This window comes from Weissella bombi (genome assembly GCF_900094835.1).
Classification (GTDB): domain Bacteria; phylum Bacillota; class Bacilli; order Lactobacillales; family Lactobacillaceae; genus Weissella; species Weissella bombi.
Genome location: NZ_FMAO01000012.1, coordinates 1 through 25,887, shown reverse-complemented (window position 1 = coordinate 25,887; position 25,887 = coordinate 1). Strand labels below are relative to the sequence as shown.

At 38.6% G+C, this 25,887-nt stretch carries 22 protein-coding genes and 1 tRNA gene; 21 read left to right on the top strand and 2 right to left on the bottom strand.

Going from position 1 to position 25,887, the window contains the following annotated elements; all coding sequences use genetic code 11:
- Nucleotides 1–2: 2 nt before the first annotated feature.
- The 6 genes from GA0061074_RS07450 (at nucleotide 3) to GA0061074_RS07425 (ending at nucleotide 7,719) form a co-directional block, all read left to right on the top strand.
- On the top strand, nucleotides 3–716 hold the full coding sequence (locus tag GA0061074_RS07450) for a hypothetical protein (RefSeq protein ID WP_092463386.1): 714 nt from the start codon (nucleotides 3–5) through the stop codon (nucleotides 714–716).
- A 19-nt stretch (nucleotides 717–735) separates the two neighbouring features.
- Nucleotides 736–1,404: an HD domain-containing protein gene (locus GA0061074_RS07445; protein ID WP_092463384.1), complete on the top strand. Its 669-nt coding sequence runs from the start codon at nucleotides 736–738 to the stop codon at nucleotides 1,402–1,404.
- Nucleotides 1,405–1,492: 88 nt separating this feature from the next.
- Complete coding sequence (locus GA0061074_RS07440) at nucleotides 1,493–2,224, top strand: GntR family transcriptional regulator (protein ID WP_092463382.1); 732 nt, start codon at nucleotides 1,493–1,495, stop codon at nucleotides 2,222–2,224.
- Nucleotides 2,225–2,371: 147 nt separating this feature from the next.
- Nucleotides 2,372–4,831 (top strand): phosphoketolase family protein, encoded by a 2,460-nt coding sequence (locus GA0061074_RS07435; protein ID WP_092463380.1) that lies wholly within the window; start codon nucleotides 2,372–2,374, stop codon nucleotides 4,829–4,831.
- A gap of 120 nt (nucleotides 4,832–4,951) precedes the next feature.
- Nucleotides 4,952–5,677 carry a DUF4811 domain-containing protein gene (locus tag GA0061074_RS07430; protein ID WP_092463378.1) on the top strand — a complete coding sequence of 242 codons (726 nt, stop codon included), beginning with the start codon at nucleotides 4,952–4,954 and terminating at the stop codon, nucleotides 5,675–5,677.
- Between the two features lie 146 nt (nucleotides 5,678–5,823).
- Nucleotides 5,824–7,719 carry a M13-type metalloendopeptidase gene (locus GA0061074_RS07425; protein WP_092463376.1) on the top strand — a complete coding sequence of 632 codons (1,896 nt, stop codon included), beginning with the start codon at nucleotides 5,824–5,826 and terminating at the stop codon, nucleotides 7,717–7,719.
- 157 nt (nucleotides 7,720–7,876) lie between these two features.
- Here the strand turns inward: GA0061074_RS07425 and GA0061074_RS07420 are convergent, their stop codons facing one another.
- Nucleotides 7,877–8,770, bottom strand: coding sequence for an ArsR/SmtB family transcription factor (locus tag GA0061074_RS07420; RefSeq protein WP_092463374.1), 894 nt, complete (start codon nucleotides 8,768–8,770; stop codon nucleotides 7,877–7,879).
- Between the two features lie 332 nt (nucleotides 8,771–9,102).
- On the opposite strand from GA0061074_RS07420, the gene GA0061074_RS07415 reads away from it, so the two are divergent.
- The 15 genes from GA0061074_RS07415 (at nucleotide 9,103) to GA0061074_RS07345 (ending at nucleotide 25,649) form a co-directional block, all read left to right on the top strand.
- A complete protein-coding gene (locus GA0061074_RS07415) occupies nucleotides 9,103–10,560 on the top strand; it encodes an alpha-N-arabinofuranosidase (RefSeq protein ID WP_092463372.1) in 1,458 nt (485 codons plus the stop codon).
- Nucleotides 10,561–10,579: 19 nt separating this feature from the next.
- Nucleotides 10,580–11,833 (top strand): MFS transporter, encoded by a 1,254-nt coding sequence (locus GA0061074_RS07410; protein WP_092463370.1) that lies wholly within the window; start codon nucleotides 10,580–10,582, stop codon nucleotides 11,831–11,833.
- Between the two features lie 245 nt (nucleotides 11,834–12,078).
- Complete coding sequence (locus GA0061074_RS07405) at nucleotides 12,079–12,516, top strand: CopY/TcrY family copper transport repressor (protein WP_092463369.1); 438 nt, start codon at nucleotides 12,079–12,081, stop codon at nucleotides 12,514–12,516.
- 23 nt (nucleotides 12,517–12,539) lie between these two features.
- A complete protein-coding gene (locus GA0061074_RS07400) occupies nucleotides 12,540–12,911 on the top strand; it encodes a cupredoxin domain-containing protein (RefSeq protein ID WP_092463367.1) in 372 nt (123 codons plus the stop codon).
- Nucleotides 12,912–12,937: 26 nt separating this feature from the next.
- Nucleotides 12,938–13,207 (top strand): cupredoxin domain-containing protein, encoded by a 270-nt coding sequence (locus GA0061074_RS07395; RefSeq protein ID WP_092463365.1) that lies wholly within the window; start codon nucleotides 12,938–12,940, stop codon nucleotides 13,205–13,207.
- Between the two features lie 8 nt (nucleotides 13,208–13,215).
- Entirely contained in the window at nucleotides 13,216–15,135 is a 1,920-nt protein-coding gene (locus GA0061074_RS07390) for a copper-translocating P-type ATPase (protein ID WP_092463363.1), read from the top strand.
- A 278-nt stretch (nucleotides 15,136–15,413) separates the two neighbouring features.
- A complete protein-coding gene (gene adhE, locus GA0061074_RS07385) occupies nucleotides 15,414–18,110 on the top strand; it encodes a bifunctional acetaldehyde-CoA/alcohol dehydrogenase (RefSeq protein ID WP_092463361.1) in 2,697 nt (898 codons plus the stop codon).
- Nucleotides 18,111–18,210: 100 nt separating this feature from the next.
- Entirely contained in the window at nucleotides 18,211–19,041 is an 831-nt protein-coding gene (locus tag GA0061074_RS07380; RefSeq protein ID WP_092463359.1) for an exodeoxyribonuclease III, read from the top strand.
- Between the two features lie 324 nt (nucleotides 19,042–19,365).
- On the top strand, nucleotides 19,366–20,091 hold the full coding sequence (pxpB, locus tag GA0061074_RS07375; protein WP_092463357.1) for a 5-oxoprolinase subunit PxpB: 726 nt from the start codon (nucleotides 19,366–19,368) through the stop codon (nucleotides 20,089–20,091).
- A complete protein-coding gene (locus tag GA0061074_RS07370) occupies nucleotides 20,091–21,095 on the top strand; it encodes a 5-oxoprolinase subunit C family protein (RefSeq protein ID WP_092463355.1) in 1,005 nt (334 codons plus the stop codon). Before pxpB ends, GA0061074_RS07370 begins: the two co-directional genes overlap by 1 nt.
- Before the next feature lie 11 nt (nucleotides 21,096–21,106).
- Nucleotides 21,107–21,517, top strand: coding sequence for an acetyl-CoA carboxylase biotin carboxyl carrier protein (locus GA0061074_RS07365; protein ID WP_092463353.1), 411 nt, complete (start codon nucleotides 21,107–21,109; stop codon nucleotides 21,515–21,517).
- A 21-nt stretch (nucleotides 21,518–21,538) separates the two neighbouring features.
- The gene (locus GA0061074_RS07360) at nucleotides 21,539–22,867 is read left to right on the top strand and encodes an acetyl-CoA carboxylase biotin carboxylase subunit (protein ID WP_092463351.1); all 1,329 of its coding nucleotides are present in this window, start codon (nucleotides 21,539–21,541) and stop codon (nucleotides 22,865–22,867) included.
- Nucleotides 22,860–23,648, top strand: coding sequence for a putative hydro-lyase (locus GA0061074_RS07355; RefSeq protein WP_092463349.1), 789 nt, complete (start codon nucleotides 22,860–22,862; stop codon nucleotides 23,646–23,648). Before GA0061074_RS07360 ends, GA0061074_RS07355 begins: the two co-directional genes overlap by 8 nt.
- A gap of 13 nt (nucleotides 23,649–23,661) precedes the next feature.
- A complete protein-coding gene (locus GA0061074_RS07350; RefSeq protein ID WP_092463347.1) occupies nucleotides 23,662–24,411 on the top strand; it encodes a LamB/YcsF family protein in 750 nt (249 codons plus the stop codon).
- Between the two features lie 29 nt (nucleotides 24,412–24,440).
- On the top strand, nucleotides 24,441–25,649 hold the full coding sequence (locus GA0061074_RS07345) for an NRAMP family divalent metal transporter (RefSeq protein ID WP_092463345.1): 1,209 nt from the start codon (nucleotides 24,441–24,443) through the stop codon (nucleotides 25,647–25,649).
- A 144-nt stretch (nucleotides 25,650–25,793) separates the two neighbouring features.
- Here the strand turns inward: GA0061074_RS07345 and GA0061074_RS07340 are convergent.
- Nucleotides 25,794–25,865 (bottom strand) — tRNA-Glu (locus GA0061074_RS07340).
- Between the last annotated feature and the right edge of the window lie 22 nt (nucleotides 25,866–25,887).

Here is a 25,887-nt window from a genome sequence, read left to right as displayed (position 1 = left end):
TCATGATTGGTACAATGATAGGTCATTCAATTATGTGGATGATCCTGATTTTTTTAATAATACCAATAGTTGCTAGTTATGCTATTTCATGGTTAACGACGAAATCACAACAACATTTAATGGCACGATTTGGTCAACGCGCACCGTTTATTTTTAGTTGGTTGGGGACTATTGTGCATGAATTGGCACATGCGCTCATGGCAGTATTGTTTGGTCACCATATTGATAAAGTGGTGTTGTTGACAAATCCTTTTAAGCAAGATGAAGCGCAGCGATTGGGATATGTAAAACACTCATGGCGGTCAACAAACCTATACCAGCGTCTCGGCAATTTCTTTATTGGCTTAGCACCGATGTTAGTCATTACTTTGTTAACGGGCGTTATTACGCAAGTTTTGTGGTCGCAATTGTTTCAAATACAAACATTAGGATGGCGTGTTTTTATTGGTGTGCCAGTCTGGCAAATTGTAGTTTGGTTATGCTTGATACTAAATTTGAATTTGGGGATGAATATTAGTTCTGCAGATTGGCAGAACGTACGGCAAGGCATTATGTTATATCTTGCATGTTTAGTTATCATTGGCTTGATTGTGGGAATGATAATTTCTGACCCTGCTTTAATTTGGGACGGCGTTGGGCTTTGGCTGACCATGGTCTGGTTAATTAATTTAGGCATTAGTTTGGTCATTACACTTGTTACACGTATATTAGTGTAGTCAATCAGAGGGGGATGTTATGACAGTTGAAGAAGAAACGAAAATTGCACAAATCAAGAATTTTGCAACACGGGTTTTACAAGATGACGAAACTGGGCATGATATGGCGCATATTGAACGTGTGTTTACTACGACACAGCATATTTTAAAAACAGAACCAATGGCAGACGCTTTTGTGGCACAGGCAGCGGCACTCTTGCATGATACTTATGATGATAAGTTATTTGCAGATACTGATTTGGCAAAGGCACAAGTGGTAAAGGTATTAACTGACATTGCAGTGCCAGCCGTACAGCAAGCTGATATCTTCAATATTATTGATAATATGTCATGGAGTAAGCAACGTTTTGGAAATCCAGCGCCCTTATCATTAGCTGGAAAAATCGTACAGGATGCAGATCGCTTAGACGCTATTGGAGCAGTTGCGATTGCACGTGCAATTCAATATGGTGTTGCTCATGGGGATGCATTATACGATCCGGCAATGCCACCACGTCAGGTAACGACTAAAGCAGCTTATCGTAAAGGTGAAGGTAACACGATTATCAATCATTTTTATGAAAAATTATTTTTGCTTAAGGATTACCTTAATACGAATGAAGGAAAGCGTATTGGTGCTAAGCGTGACCGCATCATGCATGATTTTGTTTCACAATTTGAAGCAGAGTGGCAACAAACAGATTATTAATAAAGTATCATAACAAAGTGGTCAATCAATTTTTGGTTGGACCACTTTTATGTTATGATTAGACCTTGTAGTAAACAGGAGGTTTGAAATGGTCAAGGAAGTCCTATACATAAAGGTACTCAATGACTTGAATCAGCGTATTAATAATCAGGAATTTCCTAATCTAAAATTACCCGACGAACGGTCTTTGGCTGAGTCGTATGGTGTTTCACGTAGCTCAATCAAACGTGCTTTGAATGTGTTGGTGCAACAGGGAATTATTTTTAAAAAACGTGGTTCGGGGACGTTTGTTAATCCATTATATTTAAAAAATCAGGGGATGTTTCATGCAGTTGGACACAATTTAGGTGTCTCTGATGCGTTTCGCTTTAATGGTGAAACACCTGCTATTAAACTACTAGTATTTGAAAAAGATGTTGCGAATGAAGAAGATCGTGAAGCACTCTTTTTAAGTGAAACAGATGAAGTGTATCGCATTAAACGTCTACGTACTCTACAAAATCAGGCTTTTATGATTGAAAATGCGGTTATTCCAGCTAAATTATTACCATCGTTAACGGCTCAAGACATGACGCATTCTATGTTTCAGTATGCAGAGCAAACGATTAATAAAGCAGTCACGAAATCATTTATGACGATTACAACAGAACCGTCACAAGATGAAGATCAAAAATATTTAGCATTACAGGCGAATGAGCCGGTAGGGATTATGTCAGGTGTTTACTTTTTGGATGATGGTACGCCATTTGAAGTTGGACAAATGCGAGTTCATTACAAATATATGCGTTACAATAGCTTCGTAAGTTTAGATGGTGAATAGCATATTTTTTGTCTCTCAATTGGGACGGTCCAATTGAGAGTTTTTTATTGTACCTAGTTTTGAAATCTGTTATTATAATAGTTGTAATCGTAGGAGATAACTTCTACGATATAACCTTTCTCAAAAATAAAAGGAGATTTAATCAAAATGGCAGTAGATTTTGATTCAAAGGCATATCTAGAAAAGGTAGACGCTTGGTGGCGTGCTACCAACTACCTTTCAGCAGGTATGATCTTTTTGAAGAGCAACCCATTATTTTCAGTAACTAACACACCAATTCAAGCGGATGATGTTAAGGTAAAGCCAATTGGTCACTGGGGAACTATCTCAGGACAAACTTTCCTTTACGCACATGCTAACCGTTTGATCAACAAGTACGACTTGAACATGTTCTACATCGGTGGACCTGGTCACGGTGGTCAAGTTATGGTTACGAACTCATACTTGGATGGTACTTATACTGAAAGCTACCCTGAGATTACTCAAGATGTTGACGGTATGGCACGTTTGTTCAAGCGTTTCTCATTCCCTGGTGGAATTGGATCACACATGACTGCACAAACACCAGGTTCATTGCATGAAGGTGGAGAGTTAGGATACTCACTATCTCACGCAACTGGTGCTATTTTGGATAACCCTGATCAAATCGCTTTCGCTGTTGTTGGTGATGGTGAAGTTGAAACTGGTCCTGCAATGACTGCATGGCACTCAATCAAGTTCATCAACCCTAAGAACGATGGTGCTGTTTTGCCAATCTTGGACTTGAACGGATTTAAGATTTCAAATCCTACTATCTTCTCACGTATGAGTGATGAAGAGATTACTAAGTTCTTCGAAGGTTTGGGATACTCACCACGTTTCATCGAAAACGATGATATCCACGATTACATGGCATACCATGAATTGGCTGCTAAGGTATTCGACAAGGCTATTGAAGACATCCAAGCTATTCAAAAGGCTGCCCGTGAAGACGGTCGCTACATTGATGGTGAAGTTGCTGCATGGCCAGTTATCATTGCTCGCTTGCCAAAGGGTTGGGGTGGACCTACTCACAACGCTGCTGGTGAACCAATTGAAAACTCATTCCGTGCTCACCAAGTGCCACTTCCTTTGGCACAAGGTAAGATGGATACTTTGCCAGAATTCGAAGAGTGGTTGAACTCATACAAGCCAACAGAATTATTTAACGTTGATGGTTCATTGAAGGAAGAAATTGCTGCAATGGCACCAAAGGGTGACAAGCGTATGGCAGCTAACCCTGCTGCTAATGGTGGACGTCGTCGTGGTGACGCACCTACTGATTTGACTTTGCCAAATTGGAAGGACTTCGCTAACGAGATTACTGCTGAAACTCGTGGAACTGAATTGGCAGATGGCAGCAAGAACATGGACATGAATGTCTTGTCAAACTACTTTGCTGAAGTTTCAAAGTTGAACCCAACTTCATTCCGTATCTTCGGACCTGACGAAACGATGTCAAACCGTTTGTGGGGTATGTTCGATGTAACTAACCGTCAATGGATGGAAGAAGTTAAGGAACCTAACGACCAACACCAAGCACATGAAGGTCGTATCTTGGACTCACAATTGTCAGAGCACCAAGCTGAAGGTTGGCTAGAAGCTTACACATTGACTGGTCGTGTTGGTGTATTTGCATCATACGAATCATTCTTGCGTGTAGTGGATTCAATGATTACTCAACACTTCAAGTGGTTGCGTCATGCTTCAGAACAACCATGGCGTAATGATTACCCATCATTGAACTTGATTTCAACTTCAACTGCATTCCAACAAGATCACAACGGTTACACTCACCAAGATCCTGGAATGTTGACTCACTTGGCTGAGAAGAAGGCTGACTTTATCCGTCAATACTTGCCAGCTGACGCTAACACTTTGTTAGCTGTCTTTGGTCGTGCATTTACTGAACGTCACAAGGTTAACCACATTGTTGCTTCAAAGCAACCACGTCAACAATGGTTCTCAGTTGATGAAGCTGAAGAATTGGCTAATGAAGGTATCAAGGCTATCGACTGGGCTTCAACTGTTGCTGAAGGTGAAGATGCAGATATCGTCTTCGCATCAGCTGGTGTTGAGCCAACTATCGAAGTACTTGCTGCATTGCACTTGATCAACGAAGCATTCCCAGCTGTTAAGATGCGTTATGTAAACGTTGTTGAATTGCACCGTTTGCTAAACAAGAATGGTAAGATGAACCACGAACGTGCATTGTCTGACGAAAAGTTCAGTGCATTGTTCGGTGAATCAGGAACACCAGTTATGTTCGCATTCCACGGCTTCGAAGACTTGATTGAATCAATCTTCTACGAGCGTCAACACTTAGGTGCTCATGTACACGGTTACCGTGAAGATGGTGATATCACTACTACTTACGATATGCGTGTATACTCAGAATTGGATCGTTTCCACCAAGCTAAGGAAGCTGCACAAATCTTGGCTGACAAGGGTGTTATTGCTGCTGATGAAGCAGAAGCCTTTGACAACAAGATGGATGCTATCTTGGCAAAGCACTTCGAAGTTACTCGTAACGAGGGACATGATATCGAAGAGTTTACTGACTGGAAGTGGACTGCTTTAAACAAGTAATCTGCTAAAATGATTATTTTGATTTAAAAATAAAAGCTCATAATCACTATTTTTTGGTGATTGTGAGCTTTTTTTGTTATAATCTAAAAGGGTGAATACGTTTTTTGAAGGAGAAAAATCATGATTGTCTTGTTGGTATTAGGGATTGTCTTGCTAGCTTATGCAGCAATCCAAGGGGTCGTGCATCATCAAGTGCGATGGGTCCCTATTGTTGTTGGTTTGTTGTTGACTGTCTTTATGAGTTTTGGTGTAAATCGTGCACAAGCACAACATTTCTTAATGTCAAAAGTTCCCTTAACAAAAACACAAAAGATCCAACCAGCAGTAACAGTTAATGGATTTAAATTAATTACAACTCAGCAAGGAAATGAAGGTCGTTTGCGTTATACATATAAGACGAATGATAAAACGTACCAAACGTTAACACAACAAGCTAAGGCTGAGGTTGTTGCTGGGGCAAAGCCATCTTTGAAAACAACAGTAATGACCTATCAAGCTAATTCAACTTGGCGTCGTTTCTTGTTGCTAGGTCAAGATACCTTAGAAAAGGGTGCAACGACTTACAAATTGACATTACCTGAAGGATGGTACGTGGTACCAGCTAATAAGGTTGATGACTTACAAAAAATGGTTCAAGATAATGAAGATAAATTAGCCGATAAGGTGCGTGATGAAATCAACAAAGAAGTGACAGCGAAAGTGAAAGCTGATAAAGATTTTGTTGATGATAAAACCGGCCAGGATGAGTTAAAGAATAAAGTTGTACAAAAAGTGACAGCTAATTCAAAAGAAGAACTTAAGGCAAACATGATTAAGCAAATTGCCCAGTGGCAAAAGAATAATTAATCTAATAGTATTCGAACGAGGTTGGAACAAAAAATGTTCCAGCTTTTTTTGTTTATAAATAAATTTAAATGGTAGTGAAATATGTTCGTAAATGATAAATTGTGTTATCGTATTTTATAAGAAAAATAGAAATTTGAGGTGAAATAATGGGGACACGTCGACAAGATGATTTTTATGAAGCCATCAACGAGGATTGGATTGCTCAAGCAGTAATTCCAAATGATAAATCACGTACTGGCGGATTTATTGACTTAGCTGATGAAATTGAAAAATTGATGTTAGCAACGACTGATAAGTGGTTGGCTGGTGAAGATGTGCCTGATGATAAGGTATTAACTAATTTTGTTAAGTATCACCGTCTAGCGGCTGATTGGGAAACACGTAATGCATTAGGAACAGAACCCGTTCAACCATTGATTGCGCGTTATCAAAATTATGATTCATTTGCAGACTTCGCCAATGATATTACTTCATTAGAGAAAGCCGGTTTACCTAACGCTTTGCCACTAGGAATTGCGCCTGATTTTAAGGATGCACAAACTTATGTTCTTTGGGCTGATGCATTGGGAACTATTTTGCCTGATACAACATACTATGAACCAGGTCACCCACAAGGTGCTGATTTATTAAAGACTTGGCGTTCATCACAAGAGGCTTTACTAGCAAAGTTTGGTTTTGCTGCTGATGAAATTCAAAATCTATTAGATAAAGCGATTGAGTTTGATGCACGTGTTGCTAAGGTGGTATTGAGCCAAGAAGAATCATCAGAGTACGCTAAATTATATAAGCCATATAAGTGGTCTGATTTTACAGCTTTAGCGCCTGAGTTACCATTAAATGATGTGGTAACAGCTATGATTGGTGAAGAACCTGATATGGTGGTTGTGCCTGAAGAACGTTTCTGGCACGCTGCTGATCAATTCTTCTCTGAAGAAGCTTGGCCACTATTAAAGGCAACTTTGATTATTGGCATCGCTAACGCCTACACGGGTTACTTGTCTGATGAAGTGCGTGTATTAGGTGGTGCTTATGGACGTGCTTTGTCAGGTACCCCAGAGGCACAGGATCGTCAAAAAGCGGCTTATTACTTAGCAGAGGGTCCATTTAACCAAGCATTGGGATTGTGGTACGCACACAAAGAGTTTTCACCAGAAGCAAAAGCCGATGTTGAAGCAAAAGTGGCAACGATGATTGATGTCTACAAGAATCGTTTGCAAAACACGACTTGGTTACAACCAGAGACTCGTGACCAAGCTGTTGTGAAGTTAAATGCGATTAAGCCACACATTGGCTACCCTGAAAAGTTACCTGATTACTATGAAGATAAGGTAGTTGATGATGGGGCAACGCTGTTAGAAGCAGCCCTAAAGTTTGGTCGCCAAGGTGTTGCACGTGCTTGGGCTAAATGGCATCAAGCTGTTGATCGTGATGAATGGCATATGCCAGCTCATATGGTGAATGCTTACTACGATCCACAACAAAATCAAATTGTCTTCCCAGCTGCTATCTTGCAGGCACCATTCTACGGTCTTGAACAATCTGATTCGGCTAACTATGGTGGAATTGGTGCGGTTATTGCGCATGAAATTTCTCACGCCTTTGATACGAACGGGGCATCATTTGATGAGCATGGTAGTTTGAACAATTGGTGGACTGATGAAGATTTTGCGGCCTTTAAAGAGCGTACGCAAAAAGTTATTGATCAATTTGACGGCTTGGACTCATATGGTGCCAAGGTTAATGGTAAATTGACGGTTTCTGAAAATGTTGCTGATTTGGGTGGCTTAGCAGCCGCCTTGGCTGCTGCACAACGTGAAGAATCATTCTCTGCAAAAGAATTCTTTGAAAACTGGGCAACTATTTGGCGTATGAAGGCTCGCCCAGAATTGATGAAGTTCTTTGCTGCAGTTGATGTGCATGCACCAAATAAAGCACGTACTAATGTGATTGTTTCTAACTTTGATGAATTCTATGATACTTTTGATGTTAAAGAAGGAGACGGTATGTACCGTGAGCCAGCTGATCGTACGATGATCTGGTAAAAAATTAACTATACAAAAACAGGTCGTTGGGACATCTTCTTTTGTCCCAACGACCTGTTTTTATTAAAAACGTATTAATTATAAGAGATTGCAAGTTTTGTAGCATAAACGCATTACACACTAGCTTCAAAACGACTTTTGTCTTGATCATGATTTTTTATTTACTGAAATATATTGTACTTTTAATGCCTTGATCATGATTACCAAATTTATTACCAAAAATGGTGCAACCACCAATGTTAGTTGCGGAATCTTTAATTTCAAAACGTAAAGTCCAAGAATTTTTTTCAGTATCAATCATAGTTATATCGGTATCACTTGCAGCCAAGCCATCGATATATGAACCTTGCTTGGCGATTCTAAATGTTTTAAGCATACCGTATTGATTCATGTCGTCCGCAACCCAGTCAGGCGTGTAACGACCACGAGTATCCGAGAAATCACCAGGGCTTGTCCAAGTACCGATTTCATGGTTATCAATGCTGACAGTTATGTCAGAGAGCCAAGTGTTATTTGAAAATGGAAATTCTGAACTTAGTTCTACCGTTAATTCAATCATTTCTAATTGTTGGGTGTTTTGAAGATAATTAGGGATTTGATACTCGACGAATCCTTGGCCGAACCAAAGAATATCTGCTTCATATCTTTTTGGATCCATAAAATAGCTAGGATGATCCACTTGACCAATAAAACCTTTTTGACCACCTAAACCACAAGTAGGGGTAACGTCAAAGTTTGTGTATTGACCAACGGGAATTTCAACCTGCCAATTTTCGAAGGGAATATAAAGTTGTTTTGGAAAAGAAATATTAATTGTATCAATATTCAAGCTTGCAATTCGCTGATTACCTTTTTTTTCAGTACGAATGAGGTGGGCCTTTTCTAGTTTGTTTAAATGTGAAACTGTAATTGGACTACTCAAACCAATTGATTTGGAAATTTCAGAGACATTCATTTTTTGTTGTGAAAGTAACTGAATAATTTTAATGCGTACTGAGCTGTCTAAAGCAGCAAAAATAGGTAATGATTTATCTGAGACGTCTATATCCATAAGACAAACCAACCCGTTCATAGTATTTATATGATGAATATACCACAAAAACATAATAATTGGGTTACTAATATCTCTAATTACGTTGTTTTTTAAATATGAATATACTTAATGGAAAATAGAAGGTATGTATTATATTTATTAATTTGTCCACCTTTTAATGTGTTTTATTAGTAATCTTGTTAATATAAATATTAATTACCATAAAATAAAGTTTATAAATTAATACAAAAGTTATTTACTTATTGTGTTGTAAGCGTTATCATTTATTTTGTAAGTTGGTTAGAAAAATTAGTAGTTAACTAATTTGTGAATTACGAAAGGTAAAAAAGATGACGATTAAGGTAAATAATACGCAAGCCGGACCTAAGATTAGTAAATACATTTATGGTCAATTTTCTGAACATTTAGGACGTGGTATTTATGAAGGCCTATATGTAGGTGAAGATTCAAAAATTCCTAATGTAAATGGTATGCGTACAGATGTTGTTGAAGCTTTGAAGGAAATTCATGTACCAGTATTGCGTTGGCCTGGTGGATTATTTGCAGATACTTATCATTGGCAACAAGGAATTGGACCTAAAGCTAATCGTAAGCGCATCGTGAATACCAACTGGGGAGACGTAGTTGAAGATAATTCATTTGGAACGCATGAATATTTTGAATTATTGAATCAATTAGGCGCAGAAGCATACATCAATGCCAATATTGGTAGTGGTACTGTGCAAGAAATGGCTGAGTGGGTTGAGTATATGACCATGCCAGGTGAGTCACCTATGTCTGAATTGCGCCAAGCAAATGGTCGTAAAGAACCATGGCACTTAAAGTTCTTCGGTATTGGTAATGAAAATTGGGGTGGCGGCGGTAATATGCGCCCTGAATATTACTCTGATGTTTATCGTCAATATCAAACATTTTTGCCACAATATGATAAAGATCAACCAATTTATCGTGTTGCATGTGGTCCTAATGAAGATGATTATGATTGGACTGAAACTGTCATGAAGAATGCAGCTCAATACATTGACGGCTTTAGCTTGCATTACTACACGTTGCCAACTGGTGATTGGATTAATGATAAGGGTTCTGCAACTGGCTTTACTGAAAAAGTTTGGTATGACACAATGACACGTGCTGCTTTGATGGATCGCTTAATTACAAAGCATTCTGAAATTATGGATAAGTATGATCCTAACAAGCGAGTAAATCTAATTGTTGACGAATGGGGAACTTGGTTTGATGTTGAAGAAGGTACTAACCCGGGATTTTTGTATCAACAAAATACAATTCGCGATGTACTAACTGGCGCAATTACGCTAAACATTTTCCATAAGCATGCGGACCGTGTCAAAATGGCCAATATTGCACAAATGGTTAATGTGTTGCAAGCCATGATCTTAACAGATGGTGAAAAGATGCTTAAGACGCCAACTTATTATTTGTTTGACATGTATCAAAAGCATATGGATGCAGAACTTGTTAATTTAGTGGATGAAGATGAATTGCCAAACAATGTGACCTATACAGCATCAAAAAAGAATGATGAATTAACAATTTCACTAGCAAATTATGATGTTGCTAATGAAAAAGAATTAGATATCGCTTTTGACGAATTGCCAAGTGAAATTAAAGAAGCAACCATTATTACAGCTGACGTGATGGATGCACATAATACATTTGATCAGCCAGACAACGTTGTACTACAAAAATTCACAGGTGCTTCATTAGCATCAGGTAAATTGCATATGACATTGCCTACAATGAGTGTGGTCTCAGTTACTTTAATTTAAAGTAGTTTTGGGGGGATTTATGAATTGGGTTAGTCGTATAAAAAGTCCGTATAATTCGTTTGGTAAGTTTTGGTCATTTGTCATTTCAGAAATGTCATTTAATTTTATTTGGCCAGTTATGTCAACGTATTCCGGCTTTTGGTTAGTAAAGTATGCTAATTTTACACACGCAAATGTTGGGTTAGCATTTTCGATGATGTCGTTGATGGGGTTAATATCAGCGCCAATTATTGGCTTTATTGGGGATAAAGTCTTAGAGAAGAAGTATTTATTGTACTTTATCGCAATCCTGTCCGTCGCGATGGGACCGTTTATGGAATTGGTTATTATGCCAATGCAGGGTAATACCTATATAACGGCGATAATCATGGGACTATTTGTTGGTATTGTCATGAATAGTGGGACGAACATTAATGAAACTTATGAGCAACGTATGAGCTTTGTGAATAAATTTGAGTTTAGTTGGGTCCGTTCAGGTGTGACAATTATCGGTTTTATTGCACCGTTGATTTGTGGTTATTTGTTATCGTGGCAACCACGTAGCTTCTTTTGGAGTCTAAGCGTTACCGGGTTGATTTACTTAATCATGGTTGTGTTCTTCGTAAAGCATGATGATAGTAATTTAGATGTTTTGGTTGATAAGAAATCTGATAAAGTGACATTAAAGGGTGTTTTGAAAAGTATTCGCTCTAAGCCATTTATCTTCTTTGTTATTTTCTTGCTTGGAACAGTACCACTTTCACAAATTGTTGATCAACAAGCAATTAATTACTTTACAACGTTCTTTAAGAGTAATCAGGGAACAACCTTATTCTCATATGCAACAACAGCCCAACAACTATTAGCTTTTGTCGGAATGCTATTGATTCCATGGGTTAACAAGCGCATTGGTTATCGTAACGGATTAGTGATTATGTCATTGTTGATGGCAGCGCGTATTTTAGTATTTGCGGTAGCACCAAATTGGGTATTTGTCGGAGCGGCATACGTACTTGGTGGTTTATTTATACCATTCTGGTTTATTTGCCCAATGGGGTATATTTTCTCAGTATTTAGTAAGAACGAATTTGCAACGATTCAGTCATTAAGTACAACGGCGGCTGTACAGATTTCGCAGATGTTATTCTCAACCGTAATCGGTTCAGGATATGATGTACTTGGCTTTAAGTCTACGTATACAATCGTTGGTATCATTGTATTAGTATTTGCATTATTCGGAATGTTCTTCTTGGTAAGGGGAAAGAACGACGGATCAATGAACACAGCAGAATAGTTATTTTAAGGAGGTTGGGACAAAACATTGTTCCAACTTTTTTAGTTCAAAATGTATTAATTACAAGCCTGTAAGTTTTATAGCATAAACGCGTTCCAAAAGTCTGAAGCCTCAATGTAACGCAATCACGTTACACACCGGCTTCAAAAACAACTTTTGTCTCGCTCTCTTTTGTTGACATTTGTAAACGATAAAGGATATACTAATAACAGTTACAAATGTAAACGATGAAAGGGGATGATTTAATGGCGCAAGCAAGTGATATGTCGAATGCTGAATGGCAAATAATGCGTGTAGTTTGGACAGTTAAAGAAGCAACTAGTAGTGAAATTATTACTGCGATGAAACAAAAGAAAGACTGGTCTGAATCAACAATTAAAACATTATTGCGTCGTTTGGTGCAAAAAGAGATGTTAATAACGCAGAAAGTTGGTCGTCATTTTATTTATCGCCCTTTAATTGCTGAAGACGATGCGATGATTCAGATGACATCAGCAGTTTTTGACCGGCTATGTAGTATGAAAAAAGGGCGTACTTTAGCTGAATTAATAACTGATATGCCTTTGAGTCAGTCAGATATTATGAATTTGCAGGAAATATTAAAACAAAAAATGACAACTGCACCTGAGATGATCGCTTGTGATTGTTTGGTGCCGGCATCATGCGTACATTGTGCCGAATAATTATGATATAAGGAGTGATACTTATGACAAGAATAATAGTGTTAATTATTGGTATTGCATTGATTGGATTTATTGCTTGGTGGTTCTTTGGCAAACATGAAGCGCAAACAGAATCGGCTGCCGTTACTGATGACCAACAAAATGTTGATGTGTTGGTAAAAGGTGGTTATTCACCAGAACAAGTTGTCTTAAAGCAAGGTGTACCTGCACAGTTGCATTTTAAGCGAACAGATCCATCAAGTTGTTTGGATCACGTAGTTTTTCCAGATTTTGGTATTAATCAGGCATTACCAGAAAATGAAACAGAGACTATTCAAATTGATACCAGTAAAGCTGGCGAGTATGAGTGGGCATGTGGGATGAATATGTTTCACGGTAAAGTAATTGTTAAATAATGAATTAAAGAAAAAGAGGCTATAAAATGAGTGATGTACAAAAAGTTAATGTTAATGTTGCTGGTGGCTACGAACCAAATGTTATCAATTTAAAGCAAGGTGTACCTGCAGAAATTACTTTTACAAGGACTAATGCGCAGGGTTGTTTAGATGTAGTGCATTCTAATGATTTAGATTTTGAAGAGACACTACCTATTGACGAACCTAAAACAGTAACCATTGCGACTGATAAGCCGGGTGAATTTGATTTTAGCTGTGGGATGGATATGTTCCACGGTACCATTAATATAAAGTAGGTGACGAGATGAAAATAACGACACGGTTTTGGATTTCGTTAATATTGTCATTACCGATGTTGATTGAAATGGTATTAATGCCATTTATCCACTGGATGTTGCCAGGTGGACAAGTCACAATGTTTGTATTAACAACGATTGTTATGTTGATATCAGCGCGTCCTTTTTTATCAAGTGCTTGGGCATCATTTCAAAAGCATCATTCTAATATGGATACTTTAATTGCTGTGGGTACTGGGACAGCATATGTTTATAGTATTTATGCAATGTTTGCAGGAAAGGGCGTTTTCTTTGAAAGTGCTGCGTTTGTCATTACATTTGTTTTGCTTGGTCAGGTGTTAGAAGAAAAAATGCGTGATAGGTCTTCATCGGCTATCAGTAAGTTGATGGATTTACAAGCAAAGGATGCAATGGTAAAACGTGATGGCCGTTTCGTTCAAGTGCCTTTAGCAGAAATTGTTAGTGGTGATTTAATTGAAGTAAAGCCAGGACAAAAGATTGCTGTTGATGGTGAAATTGTGTCGGGGACCTCTACAATTGATGAGGCAATGGTTACGGGTGAGAGTATGCCGGTAACCAAGCGAGTTGGCGATGATGTCATCGGTTCGACGATGAACATGTCTGGAACATTTGTTTTTAAGGCTAAAAAAGTCGGTGATGACACGATGTTGGCACAGATTGTGGCATTGGTTAAAAAGGCCCAATCGAGTCATGCACCTATTCAGCAATTAACAGATCGGGTATCAGATATTTTCGTACCTGCTGTGTTGATTATTGCTATTCTTACATTTTTAATTTGGTATGTATTTATTGGTCATGACGTTGCTAATTCATTAATTTTCGCAGTATCAGTTGTGGTGATTGCTTGTCCATGTGCACTTGGTTTAGCAACACCAACGGCTTTGATGGTTGGTACAGGTCGTGGCGCTAAGATGGGTATTTTAATTAAAGATGGTGAAGTTCTTGAACGTGTAAATGATGTTGACACGGTTGTATTTGATAAAACCGGAACAATTACAGTTGGACAGCCAAAAGTTACTGATATTGTTGGGGATGAACAGCAAGTCTTAATGTTAGCTGCTCGGATAGAAGCGGGTTCAGAACATCCATTGGCGTTAGCAATTTTAAATGAAGCAAAGCGTCAACAAATTGCAGTAGCTGAGGTTAAAAATTTTGAAGCCTTATCAGGTAAGGGTGTTCAAGCATTAGTCGATGGTCAGCAAGCATTTGTCGGTAATGAGCGTTTGTTGCATGATTATGAAATTACAGATGATCTCAAGCAAAAAATGACACAATTGCAAGATGAGGCGAAGACAGTGGTCCTAGTTGGTTTGCAGCAAAAAATCATTGGGTTGATTGCCATTCAAGATACACCGAAAGATACATCAGCTGCTGCGATGGCTGCGTTAAAAGAACGAGGGTTACGTACGGTTATGTTGACGGGTGATAACGAACATGTTGCGCGAGCAATTGCCAAGGAAGTTGGTATTGATGAAGTTATCGCCAATGTGCTACCGGCTGAAAAAGCGGATCGAATTAAAATGTTGCAGGCAGAACATACTGTTGCCTTTGTTGGGGATGGTATCAATGATGCACCCGCATTAACAACTGCTGATGTTGGTATTGCAATGGGTGCTGGAACGGATATTGCCATTGATGCAGGTGGTATTGTTTTGGTGAAAAATGATTTACGAGATGTAGATATGGCGTTGGCATTAAGTAAAAAAACGTTCAATCGAATTAAACTAAACTTGTTTTGGGCTTTTGTATACAACGTATTGGGTATACCGGTAGCAGCAGGTGTATTTTACAGCTTCGGTTTTATTTTAAGTCCAGAAATTGCTGGGGTTGCCATGGCGTTGAGTTCATTGTCAGTTGTGCTTAGTTCCGTTTTGTTGGGTAGGACTAAATTATCATATAATGATTGATTTAATTAAACATGAAATTTTTAAAACGAAAATTTCATGTTTTTTTTGTATGTTCACAAGCAAAATAGTTGAGAATTATGTAAGCGTTTTATTTGTTAATTAATTCACAATAAGGAGAATTCAAGATATACAAAAAGTTTGTGAACATGTAATTTAATTCGCGTAAACCGCTTTATTTGTGGGTTTTAATAGTTGACGCCTACGCTTTATTTGATATAATTAAATTGTTCAGTAATGAGCAATCTAATTAATTCAGAATAATCTGAGAGGTAGAAATCATGACTGCTATGAATAATAAAAAAAAGAAAGTACTAACACCTGATGAAAAAGCTGCCCACTATGCAGCTGCCGAAGAAATGACCAATAAGCTAGTTGATCAAGCAGCAGATGCATTACAAAAATTTGCAACTTATACGCAAGAACAAGTTGATAAAATTGTTGCGGCGATGGCTTTAGCTGGTTCTGAAAATGCATTATTACTTGCTCATGAAGCTTATGAAGAAACAGGTCGTGGGGTTATTGAAGATAAGGATACTAAGAATCGATTTGCATCTGAATCTGTTTATAACGCTATCAAAAATGATAAAACAGTTGGGGTTATTTCAGAAGATGACGTCACTGGAAAAGTTGAACTCGTTGCACCACTAGGAATTTTGGCTGGGATTGTCCCAACCACAAATCCGACATCGACGGCGATTTTTAAGTCAATGCTAACAGCGAAAACAAGAAATGTGATTGTCTTTGCTTTCCATCCACAAGCGCAAAAGTCATCTGCTCATGCAGCTAAAATTGTGTATGATGCAGCTGTTGCAGCTGGTGCACCGAAGAATTTTATTCAATGGATTGAGACACCATCAATTGATGCCACAAATACATTAATCAAGAATCCAAGAATCGCATCAATTTTGGCAACTGGGGGACCTTCAATGGTTGATGCAGCCTTACACTCAGGAAATCCATCAATGGGAGTTGGAGCTGGTAATGGGGCTGTTTACGTTGATAAAACGGCCAATGTTGACCGTGCGGTATCCGATTTATTGTTATCAAAGCGTTTTGATAATGGTATGATTTGTGCTTCTGAAAACTCAGTTGTTATTGACGCTTCAATTTATGATGAAATGTTACGTAAATTGCAAGAACAGGGCGCATATCTAACACCTAAGCAAGATTATCAAAAGGTTTCTGATTTTGTCTTCAAGCCAACGTCAGAGGGCTATGGTGTTACAGGACCAGTAGCAGGTCGCTCAGGTCGCTGGATTGCCGAACAAGCTGGTTTGAAGTTACCAGCTGATAAGGATGTATTATTGTTTGAACTTGATAAGCGACACATCGGGGAGCCGCTATCATCAGAAAAGCTAAGTCCATTACTATCAATTTATAAAGCACAGGATCGTGATGAAGCTGTTGAAATTGTCCGAGCATTATTGAAGTATCAAGGTGCCGGACACAATGCGGCCATTCAAATTGGGGCACAAGATGATCCATTTGTAAAAGAATATGCAGATCGTGTTGAAGCATCACGTATTTTGGTTAACCAACCTGACTCAATTGGTGGTGTTGGTGACATTTATACGGATGCGTTGCGACCATCACTAACGTTAGGAACTGGTACTTGGGGGAAGAATTCATTGTCGCATAACTTGTCTACGTATGATTTACTAAATGTTAAAACTGTTGCTCGTCGTCGTAACCGACCACAATGGGTACGCTTGCCTAAGGATATTTATTACGAGACGAACGCAATTACTTACTTGCAAGAATTACCTGATGTTGATCGTGCCTTTATTGTTGCCGATCCAGGTATGGTTAAGTTAGGCTTTGTTGATACAATTTTGGACCAATTTGCTTTGCGTAAGGATCAAGTAAAGACATCATTTTACGGTTCTGTTAGCCCAGATCCAACTATTTCACAGGCAATTGAAATTGCTCGCCAAATGGCTGATTTTAAGCCAGATACAGTTGTGCTACTTGGTGGTGGTTCAGCTTTGGATGCTGGTAAGATTGCTCGTTTCTTATATGAGTATTCAGCAACGAAACCAGGTATTTTGTATGACGATGCTGGCTTGAAAGCATTGTTCCAACAATTAGCTCAAAAGTTTATGGATATCCGTAAGCGAATCGTGAAGTTTGAGCATCAGCGACTAACACAAATGGTGGCTATTCCAACTACTTCAGGAACTGGTTCAGAAGTAACGCCATTTGCCGTAATTACTGATGACGAAACACATGTTAAATACCCACTTGCCGACTACGAGTTGACACCACAAGTTGCAATTGTGGACCCAGAGTTTGTTATGACGGTACCACGCAAGACAGTTGCATACTCTGGTATGGATGCCTTGTCACATGCGTTAGAATCATATGTTTCGGTTATGTCTTCTGAGTTTACACGTCCATGGGCGTTGCAAGCCATTAAGTTAATTTTTGATTACCTAGAGGCCTCATATCAGTATGATGCAACACAACCAACTAAAGAGGGTGAGTTAGCACGTGCAAAGATGCATTACGCATCAACATTGGCTGGAATGTCATTTGGAAATGCGTTCTTAGGTTTGAACCACGCAATTGCCCACAAGACAGGTGGTGCCTTTGGTTTGCCACACGGTTTGGCAATTTCAATTGCAATGACTAATGTGATTAAGTTTAATGGGGTGACTGGTAATGTTAAGCGAACACCATTCCCACGTTATGAAACTTATACAGCACAAAAGGATTATGCTGATATTGCACGACACATTGGCTTAACTGGTAAAAATGATGCTGAATTAGTGGATGCTTTGATTAACAAGATTAAAGAGTTAGCGGCTCATCTTGATATGGACTTAACACTATCTGGTAACGGTGTTAAGAAAGAAGACTTTGATCGTGAGTTATCTGGATTAATGGATTTGATTTACAATGATCAAACAACACCAGGAAATCCTCGCCAACCACGTTTGAGCGAAATTAAGCAATTGCTAGAAGAACAATTCTAAATAAATATATCAACAACACTAGACAAAACTTACGCGTAGTCTGGTGTTGTTTTTTGTTATAATGAACGCAATTGATAATTTGAAGAGGAACGGTGGCAAAATGAAGTTTATATCATGGAATATCGATAGTATTAATGCAGCTGTTGAACATAAGTCAGCACGAGGTGAAATGACGTGGCAAGTATTGCAAGACATTGCAGCGCAACAGCCAGATGTTCTAGCGATTCAAGAAACAAAGTTAAAAGCAACTGGGTTAACAAAAAAACAAGCGGCAGCGCTTGATGAATTGTTTCCAGGTTACCACCGTTATTTACGTATGAGTACAGGTCGTTCTGGATATTCAGGAACAATGATGTTATCACGTCAAGAACCTATTAATGTAGAAATGCCGGAAATTGGTGCACCTGGTGAGATGGACATTGAGGGGCGTGTGATTACGCTTGAATTTGCGAATACTTATGTTTCAACGGTTTATACACCAAATTCTGGTAGTGCATTAGCACGATTAGATGATCGTCAATCATGGGATGATGCTTATCGAGCATATATGCAACAATTAGATGCACATAAGCCAGTTATTTTTTCCGGTGACTTTAATGTTGCGCATCAAGAAATTGATTTGAAAAACCCGAAGTCAAACCATAAAAAGGCAGGCTTTACGGATGAAGAACGTGAACATTTTAGTCGTCTACTTGATGCTGGTTTTACAGATACATTCCGTTATTTACACCCTGATCAAGCTGGTGTGTATACATGGTGGGCACAAATTTCAAAAACATCAAAAATTAATAATTCCGGTTGGCGAATTGATTATTACCTAACATCTAATCGTTTAAATGATCAATTAGATGAGATGTCAGTAATTGATACTGGTGCACGTCAGGATCATGCACCAATTATGTTAACAATGACGGATGACTTTACACTTTAGAATACAGTAGGAGGTTGAGATGCAATTATCTTGACCTCTTTTTTGTTGAGATTAAGTCAATATATGATTTATGAAATGAAATTGTCGATTAATAGTCTCTTGTTTTAATTGTTTTTTAATTATTTGCATTATATAAATTAATTAATTTATATGTTAACTTTTAGAGGCTTTTCGATTTAATATCTTTACAATATTAATAAAGCGGTTAATAATTAACAAAAATAGAATTTATTGTTCGTTAAAATTTAAAGTGAAAGGCAATGAAACGAATTTATGATAAAATTTATTCTAATTAATTTTTAATTTAGGAAGAGGTGGTTATGGATGAATGAATTTTCGATTTTTCCAGCAGGAGATTCGGCTGTTAACGTCACATTCGCTAATGTTGTTGATCCACAAATCAATCAGTTTATTCGTATATTGCAAAAGGAACTGACATTAAAACGTACTAACGGCATTACTGCATTGGTACCTGCATTTCGAACTTTGACAATTTTTTATGATCCGGAAATACTATCCTTTGATAAATTAGCTGATATGGTTCGAACTAGTGCAGCTGAAATTAAGCAGGTGACGCAACAAAATAAAAGAATTGTTCATATTCCAGTATGTTATGAGAATGAATTTAGTCCAGATATGGCACACGTTTCAGAACATAGTGGGTTATCAAGAAAAGAAATTATTGCGCGTCATACGAGTCCTGATTATTTAATTTACATGTTGGGCTTTTTGCCCGGATTTGTTTACTTAGGTGGTTTGGATGCAAAACTAGCAACACCTAGGTTGGCAACACCGCGCTTAGCTATTAATCCTGGTGCTGTCGGAATTGCTGGTGAACAAACGGGCGTATATCCAATTGCCTCACCAGGTGGTTGGCAGATTATTGGGCAGACACCGATTAAATTATTTCAACCTGAAAAGGAAAATCCTTTTTACTATCAGGCGGGTGATTACATTCATTTTGATCCAATTACAGTGTCAGAATTTAATCAGATTAAGCATTTAGATGATGAAGGTCGATATCAAATTAAAGTAGAAGAGGTGGAATAATGGGCATTCGAGTTATCGATGGCGGTTTACTGACCACTATTCAAGACTTTGGCAGAATAAGCGGATTGGCAAATGGTTTTTCACCATCTGGCGTGATGGATACAGATGCTGCTTCTGTAGCAAATATTTTAGTTGATAATGATTATCAGACACCGCTTGTGGAATACAGTATTTTAGGACCGACTATAACCTTTACAACAGCTACAGTGATTGCGATTGCTGGTGCGACGGTTAATGCAAAAATTAATGGTCAGCAAGTTGATATGAATGGTGCTATCAATGTAGAAAAAGGTGACACGTTAGCAATTGGCCCAACGATTAGTGGCCGTTACGGTTATTTAGCAATTGCAGGGGGCGTAATCGTCCCTGAGGTGATGCAGAGTTATGCAACGAGTTTGAAGTATGGTCTTGGTGGGTTTAAAGGTCGCGCATTACAGACAGGTGACTATCTTAACATACCAGTACCTGCACCTGCCGTTGCGAACTTAAAGCAGCGACAAGTTGATTTTTCAAGTGTTGTTGATGAATCTATCGTGACTATCAAGGTGACGAAGGGTCCAGAGTATGACCAGTTTGATAAAGACGCTAGTACGCAATTTTTTAATCAAACGTATGCAGTCAGCAATGATTCTGACCGGATGGGGATGCGGTTAAGTGGTGAAGCAATAAATGTTGCAGGAGTACCGGAAATGTTGTCGGAAGCAACTGTTTTAGGTGGTATTCAAATCCCTAAAAGTGGTGAGCCAATTATTTTACTACCAGATCGTCAAACAACAGGTGGTTATCCAGTAATAGCAGTTGTCTCAAGCGTTGATTTAAGCAAAGCCGTGCAGCTGATGCCGGGGCAAAAACTGCAATTTAAATTGATTGATTTAACGTTTAGCCAGCAATTGTTACATGAAAAGAATGCTGAAATGGCAGCACTGAAGTTAAAATTTAGTTCGATGAGTGACCAGCCTGCACGTAGAACAGCACAACGATTAAGTCGTATTTTTAAAGAATAGGGGAGTAACAAATGGATTTAGAAGAAATTAAAGCAGTTATGATGTTGATGAAAGAGAATCAGATAACAGCGTTTGATTATGATGATGGTGATGTGCATTATCGATTGAAGCGTAAGGAAAATGTCGTAAAATCAACACCAGTTTCAGCAGCACCTGCTGAAGTCGCAACAGGAGATGATGTTCAAGATGCGCAAACAATCAATGCACAAATGGTCGGTATTTTCTATACCACTCCTAGCCCTGATGAAGAACCTTTTGTAAAAGTTGGTGATGATGTTACGGCTGGGCAAACAATTGGCGTGATTGAAGCGATGAAGATGGTTCACGATGTGAAAGCTGATCGTTCAGGTAAAATTGTTAAAATTTTGGCGGCCAATGAAGAAAACGTTGAATTTAATCAACCATTGTTTGAAATTGAGTAGATAGATAAGGAAAGTGATCAAATGCAAAAAGTATTAATTGCAAACCGTGGTGAAATTGCAGTTCGAATAATCAGAGCTTGTCATGAACAAAATTTGCAGACGGTTGCCATCTATTCAACAGTTGATGCAGATGCAATGCATGTTGGGATGGCTGATCAGTCAATTTGTATCGGACCTGCTAATCCACAAGATAGTTATTTGAATCAAGAAAGTATTGTGCAAGCTGCACTGATGAGTGGTGCTGATGCGATTCATCCTGGGTATGGCTTTTTATCAGAAAATGCTGATTTTGCGCAGTTGTGTGAAGAGAACGGGCTGACGTTTATTGGACCACGTGCAGAAACCATTAGTTTATTGGGCGATAAGGCCCGGGCACGCGAGGTCATGCAAGATGCTGAAGTACCTGTTATTCCTGGTAGTCGTGAAGGATTCACAGAACTTGATATGGCTATATCGCAAGCCAAGGATATTGGCTATCCAGTGATGCTAAAAGCAGCAGCTGGTGGTGGCGGCAAAGGAATGCGTATGATTCACGATGAGCAGCAATTATTGCATGAATTTCCACTTGCTAAAGGTGAGGCACAACAAGCATTTGGTAATCCAGAAATGTATATGGAAAAGTTTATCGTGCGTCCACGTCATATTGAGGTGCAGGTTCTAGCGGATTCGTATGGCAATGCCGTTTCACTTGGTGAACGCGATTGTTCTTTGCAACAGTATCATCAAAAGGTAATGGAAGAAGCACCGAGTGCTATTGATCAGGAAACCCGTTATGAAATGTTATCTACGGCTCGTAAAGCTGCTACAGCACTGAAATTCTTGGGTGCTGGTACGATTGAATTTTTATATGCTGGTCCTGGTCAGTTTTATTTCATGGAGATGAACACACGAATTCAGGTCGAACATCCGATAACAGAAGCAATTACGGGTACTGATCTGGTAGTCGCACAATTAAATATTGCAGCCGGTCAAAAATTAGCGATGACGCAGGACGATATTACCTTAAATGGTCATGCATTAGAATGTCGTATTACGGCAACGATGCCTGGAAAGGTAAGTAAATTACATTTGCCTGGTGGAAATGGTATTAGAGTGGATACGGCTTTGTATAATGGCTATCAAGTGCCGGCAAATTATGATGCATTACTTGCAAAAATTATTACATATGGTGCAACTCGTGATATTGCAATAAAAAAGATGCAGGTTGCAATTGAAGAAACAGTTATTGAGGGTGTTGGTACCAATCTTGATTTCTTATATCAATTGCTAAATAACCCTGATTTCTTGGCAAATAATTTTGATATTGAATTTATTGAACGCTTAACGAATGGGGGGAATACTGATGACTAATCAATTAACACCAGCGGAATTACGGCGTCAAGCTCGGTCGGGAATTTTTACCGGTCAAACAAGTGGCCTTTGCCTGGGTTACGCACAAGCAAATTTAGTTATTTTACCTAAGGCACAAGCATACGATTTTCTTTTATTTGCACAGCGTAATCCAAAGCCTTGTCCTATATTAGAAGTTTCTGACATGGGATCACGTCAACTACAAACATTTGCGAAGGATATAGATTTAGCGAAAGATTTTCCAAAGTATCGTGTGTATGAAAATGGTGAGCTGGTAAGTGAACCACTTGATGTTGCTGATTTGTGGCGTGAAGATCTTGTTTCGTTTTTAATTGGGTGCAGTTTTTCATTTGAAGCCGCACTAATTGCTGCAGGTATTGAAATGCGCCACATTACGATGCAACGCAATGTACCGATGTATCGCACAAATATCGAAGCAAAATCAGCAGGTCAGTTTCATGGTAATTATGTTGTTAGTATGCGACCAATCCCAGAATCGCAGGTGGTTAAAGCAGTTACAATTACTGAAAGGTTACCACAAGTGCATGGGACACCATTACAGATTGGTGATCCTGAAACAATTGGTATTACTGATTTGAGTCATCCAGATTTTGGTGATGCTGTTGATATTTATCCCGGTGAAGTGCCAGTATTTTGGGCTTGCGGTGTTACCCCACAACAGGTTGTTATGCAGAGTAAACCCGAATTTGTGATTACACATGCACCAGGACATATGTTGGTAACCGATATAAAGGATAATCAACTAGCTGATATTTTATAGGAGAAAATGTTATATGGTACAAATTGATTTAAATTGTGATTTAGGTGAGAGCTTTGGGCGTTACAAGTTGGGATTGGATGAAGAAGTATTACCATATATTACGTCCGCGAATATTGCTTGTGGTTTTCATGCTGGTGACCCAGAAGTTATGTCACAGACGGTTAATTTAGCCACCGAAAACAAAGTTGCAATTGGTGCACATCCTGGACTACGCGATTTGCAAGGATTTGGTCGTCGTCAGATGAAAATTAGTCCGCAAACTGCCAAAGCAGAAGTGCAGTATCAAATCGGTGCGTTGCAGGGTTTTAGTCCATCCCATAAATTACACCATGTTAAGCCACATGGTGCTTTATATAATATGGCGGGTAAAGATTATGATTTAGCCCGGGCGATTTGTGAAGGTATTTATGCAGTAGACCCTGAATTAATTTTAATCGGTTTAGCAAATAGTGAATTGATTCATGCTGCTAAAGATATTGGGCTACCTTTTGCGCAGGAAGTTTTTGCGGATAGGAATTATGAAGCAGATGGTAGTTTAATGTCTCGTGATTTACCAGATGCGGTGATTACCGATGAAGATTTAGCCGTTTCACGAGTTATTCAGATGATTAAAACACATTCCGTTCAAGCTCACGATGGTTCAATGATTGAGATGATTCCTGACACTGTTTGTGTTCATGGGGATGGTGTAAAGGCCCTAGCTTTTGTTAAAAAAATTCATCAAGCGCTTAATGATGAAGGAATTGAAATAAAAGCCATTTAAAATAAAAAATTTAAAGGAAGATAGCTGTTATGAAAGAAAAAGATTCGCAAGTTAAAAAGAGATCACCGTTAAATGTTGCGATGGGTGCTGCCTTCATGATGGCTATGGCAGCTGTCGGACCAGGCTTCTTAACACAAAACGCAACGTTTACTGGAAAAATGGGTGCTAATTTTGGTTTTGCCATTCTGATCTGTATTATCGTTGATGTCATTGTCCAATTAAATATTTGGCGAATTATTATTGTTTCTGGTAAGCATGCACAAGTGTTAGTGAACGAAGTTGTCCCTGGATTAGGATATGTGTTGACGGGGTTAATCGTTTTTGGTGGTTTTGTTTTCAATATTGGTAATATTGGTGGTGCTGGTTTGGGACTTAATGTCTTATTTGGTATATCACCTGAAAATGGTGCCTTAATTGCTGCCGTTTGTGCGATTGGGTTGTTTCTTGCCCGTAATGCGATGCTGGTTGTTGATAGAACAGTTCAGGTTTTAGCAGTTATCAAAGTCGCTATTTTAGTTTATATTCTTGCCGTAGTTACTGTGCCATATCAAAGTGCAGTTGTGCACACTTTTGCACCAACTTCTGTTGATTTTTATTCAATTGTCACAATTGTTGGTGGAACTGTTGGTGGTTATATTTCGTTCTCAGGTGGTCATAAACTACTTGAAGGGGGCGTTAAAGGCATCGACAATGTTAAGTATGTTAATGAAGGTGCACTAACTGGAATTGGGGTCGCCTCAGGAATTAGAATCATGTTATTCCTGGCAGGATTAGCTGTAGTTGTAACAGGCGTTCAATTAGATCCAGCTAATCCAGCAGCAACAATTTTTAAAGTTGCCGCAGGTAATTTTGGTTATAAGTTCTTCGGCTTGTTGTTACTGGCAGCAGGAATGACGTCGGTTCTAGGCTCAACATTTACCTCAATTTCTTTTTTGGATTACAACAAGAACCAAATGGGTCGTAAGAATTGGCGTTCATGGATGATTGTATTATTCATTATTGCTTCAACGGCAGTATTCTATATCGTTGGTAATCCTGCTAATGTCTTAGTTATTGCAGGTGCTTTGAACGGATTGATTTTGCCGATTGCCTTAGCAATCTTGTTAGTTGCTTCAACTCGTAAGAAGATTATGGGAACGGTATATCGTCATCCACGTTGGTTATTGTATACAGGCTGGGTTGTTGTGGCTTTCATGGCATACGCTGGTATTAAAACGTTGTTGAATATTAGTTTGTAATTAATACATTTTTAACATAAAGGCGGTTGGGGATATTCATGTCTCAACCGCCTTTGTATTTTTAATTATAATAAATACAAAAAACGTATCTACCTTTATAAAGTAGATACGTTTACGTGTAATCAAATCATTGATCTCTAAGTATAGCCCAACAGGGAGTCGAACCCTGGATTCCGCGCTGAGAACGCGACGTCTTAACCACTTGACCATTGGGCCATGATGATAATATTTAGCAAAA

What these genes read in the sequence shown, in the direction of transcription:
- GA0061074_RS07345 (WP_092463345.1), top strand. Translation starts at nt 24,441, where the DNA reads ATGAAAGAAAAAGATTCGCAAGTTAAAAAGAGATCACCGTTAAATGTT.
- GA0061074_RS07395 (WP_092463365.1), top strand. Translation starts at nt 12,938, where the DNA reads ATGAGTGATGTACAAAAAGTTAATGTTAATGTTGCTGGTGGCTACGAA.
- GA0061074_RS07370 (WP_092463355.1), top strand. Translation starts at nt 20,091, where the DNA reads ATGGGCATTCGAGTTATCGATGGCGGTTTACTGACCACTATTCAAGAC.
- GA0061074_RS07425 (WP_092463376.1), top strand. Translation starts at nt 5,824, where the DNA reads ATGGGGACACGTCGACAAGATGATTTTTATGAAGCCATCAACGAGGAT.
- GA0061074_RS07365 (WP_092463353.1), top strand. Translation starts at nt 21,107, where the DNA reads ATGGATTTAGAAGAAATTAAAGCAGTTATGATGTTGATGAAAGAGAAT.
- pxpB (WP_092463357.1), top strand. Translation starts at nt 19,366, where the DNA reads ATGAATGAATTTTCGATTTTTCCAGCAGGAGATTCGGCTGTTAACGTC.
- GA0061074_RS07380 (WP_092463359.1), top strand. Translation starts at nt 18,211, where the DNA reads ATGAAGTTTATATCATGGAATATCGATAGTATTAATGCAGCTGTTGAA.
- GA0061074_RS07405 (WP_092463369.1), top strand. Translation starts at nt 12,079, where the DNA reads ATGGCGCAAGCAAGTGATATGTCGAATGCTGAATGGCAAATAATGCGT.
- GA0061074_RS07360 (WP_092463351.1), top strand. Translation starts at nt 21,539, where the DNA reads ATGCAAAAAGTATTAATTGCAAACCGTGGTGAAATTGCAGTTCGAATA.
- GA0061074_RS07415 (WP_092463372.1), top strand. Translation starts at nt 9,103, where the DNA reads ATGACGATTAAGGTAAATAATACGCAAGCCGGACCTAAGATTAGTAAA.
- GA0061074_RS07435 (WP_092463380.1), top strand. Translation starts at nt 2,372, where the DNA reads ATGGCAGTAGATTTTGATTCAAAGGCATATCTAGAAAAGGTAGACGCT.
- GA0061074_RS07440 (WP_092463382.1), top strand. Translation starts at nt 1,493, where the DNA reads ATGGTCAAGGAAGTCCTATACATAAAGGTACTCAATGACTTGAATCAG.
- GA0061074_RS07410 (WP_092463370.1), top strand. Translation starts at nt 10,580, where the DNA reads ATGAATTGGGTTAGTCGTATAAAAAGTCCGTATAATTCGTTTGGTAAG.
- GA0061074_RS07350 (WP_092463347.1), top strand. Translation starts at nt 23,662, where the DNA reads ATGGTACAAATTGATTTAAATTGTGATTTAGGTGAGAGCTTTGGGCGT.
- adhE (WP_092463361.1), top strand. Translation starts at nt 15,414, where the DNA reads ATGACTGCTATGAATAATAAAAAAAAGAAAGTACTAACACCTGATGAA.
- GA0061074_RS07445 (WP_092463384.1), top strand. Translation starts at nt 736, where the DNA reads ATGACAGTTGAAGAAGAAACGAAAATTGCACAAATCAAGAATTTTGCA.
- GA0061074_RS07430 (WP_092463378.1), top strand. Translation starts at nt 4,952, where the DNA reads ATGATTGTCTTGTTGGTATTAGGGATTGTCTTGCTAGCTTATGCAGCA.
- GA0061074_RS07400 (WP_092463367.1), top strand. Translation starts at nt 12,540, where the DNA reads ATGACAAGAATAATAGTGTTAATTATTGGTATTGCATTGATTGGATTT.
- GA0061074_RS07450 (WP_092463386.1), top strand. Translation starts at nt 3, where the DNA reads ATGATTGGTACAATGATAGGTCATTCAATTATGTGGATGATCCTGATT.
- GA0061074_RS07355 (WP_092463349.1), top strand. Translation starts at nt 22,860, where the DNA reads ATGACTAATCAATTAACACCAGCGGAATTACGGCGTCAAGCTCGGTCG.
- GA0061074_RS07390 (WP_092463363.1), top strand. Translation starts at nt 13,216, where the DNA reads ATGAAAATAACGACACGGTTTTGGATTTCGTTAATATTGTCATTACCG.
- GA0061074_RS07420 (WP_092463374.1), bottom strand. Translation starts at nt 8,770, where the DNA reads ATGGATATAGACGTCTCAGATAAATCATTACCTATTTTTGCTGCTTTA.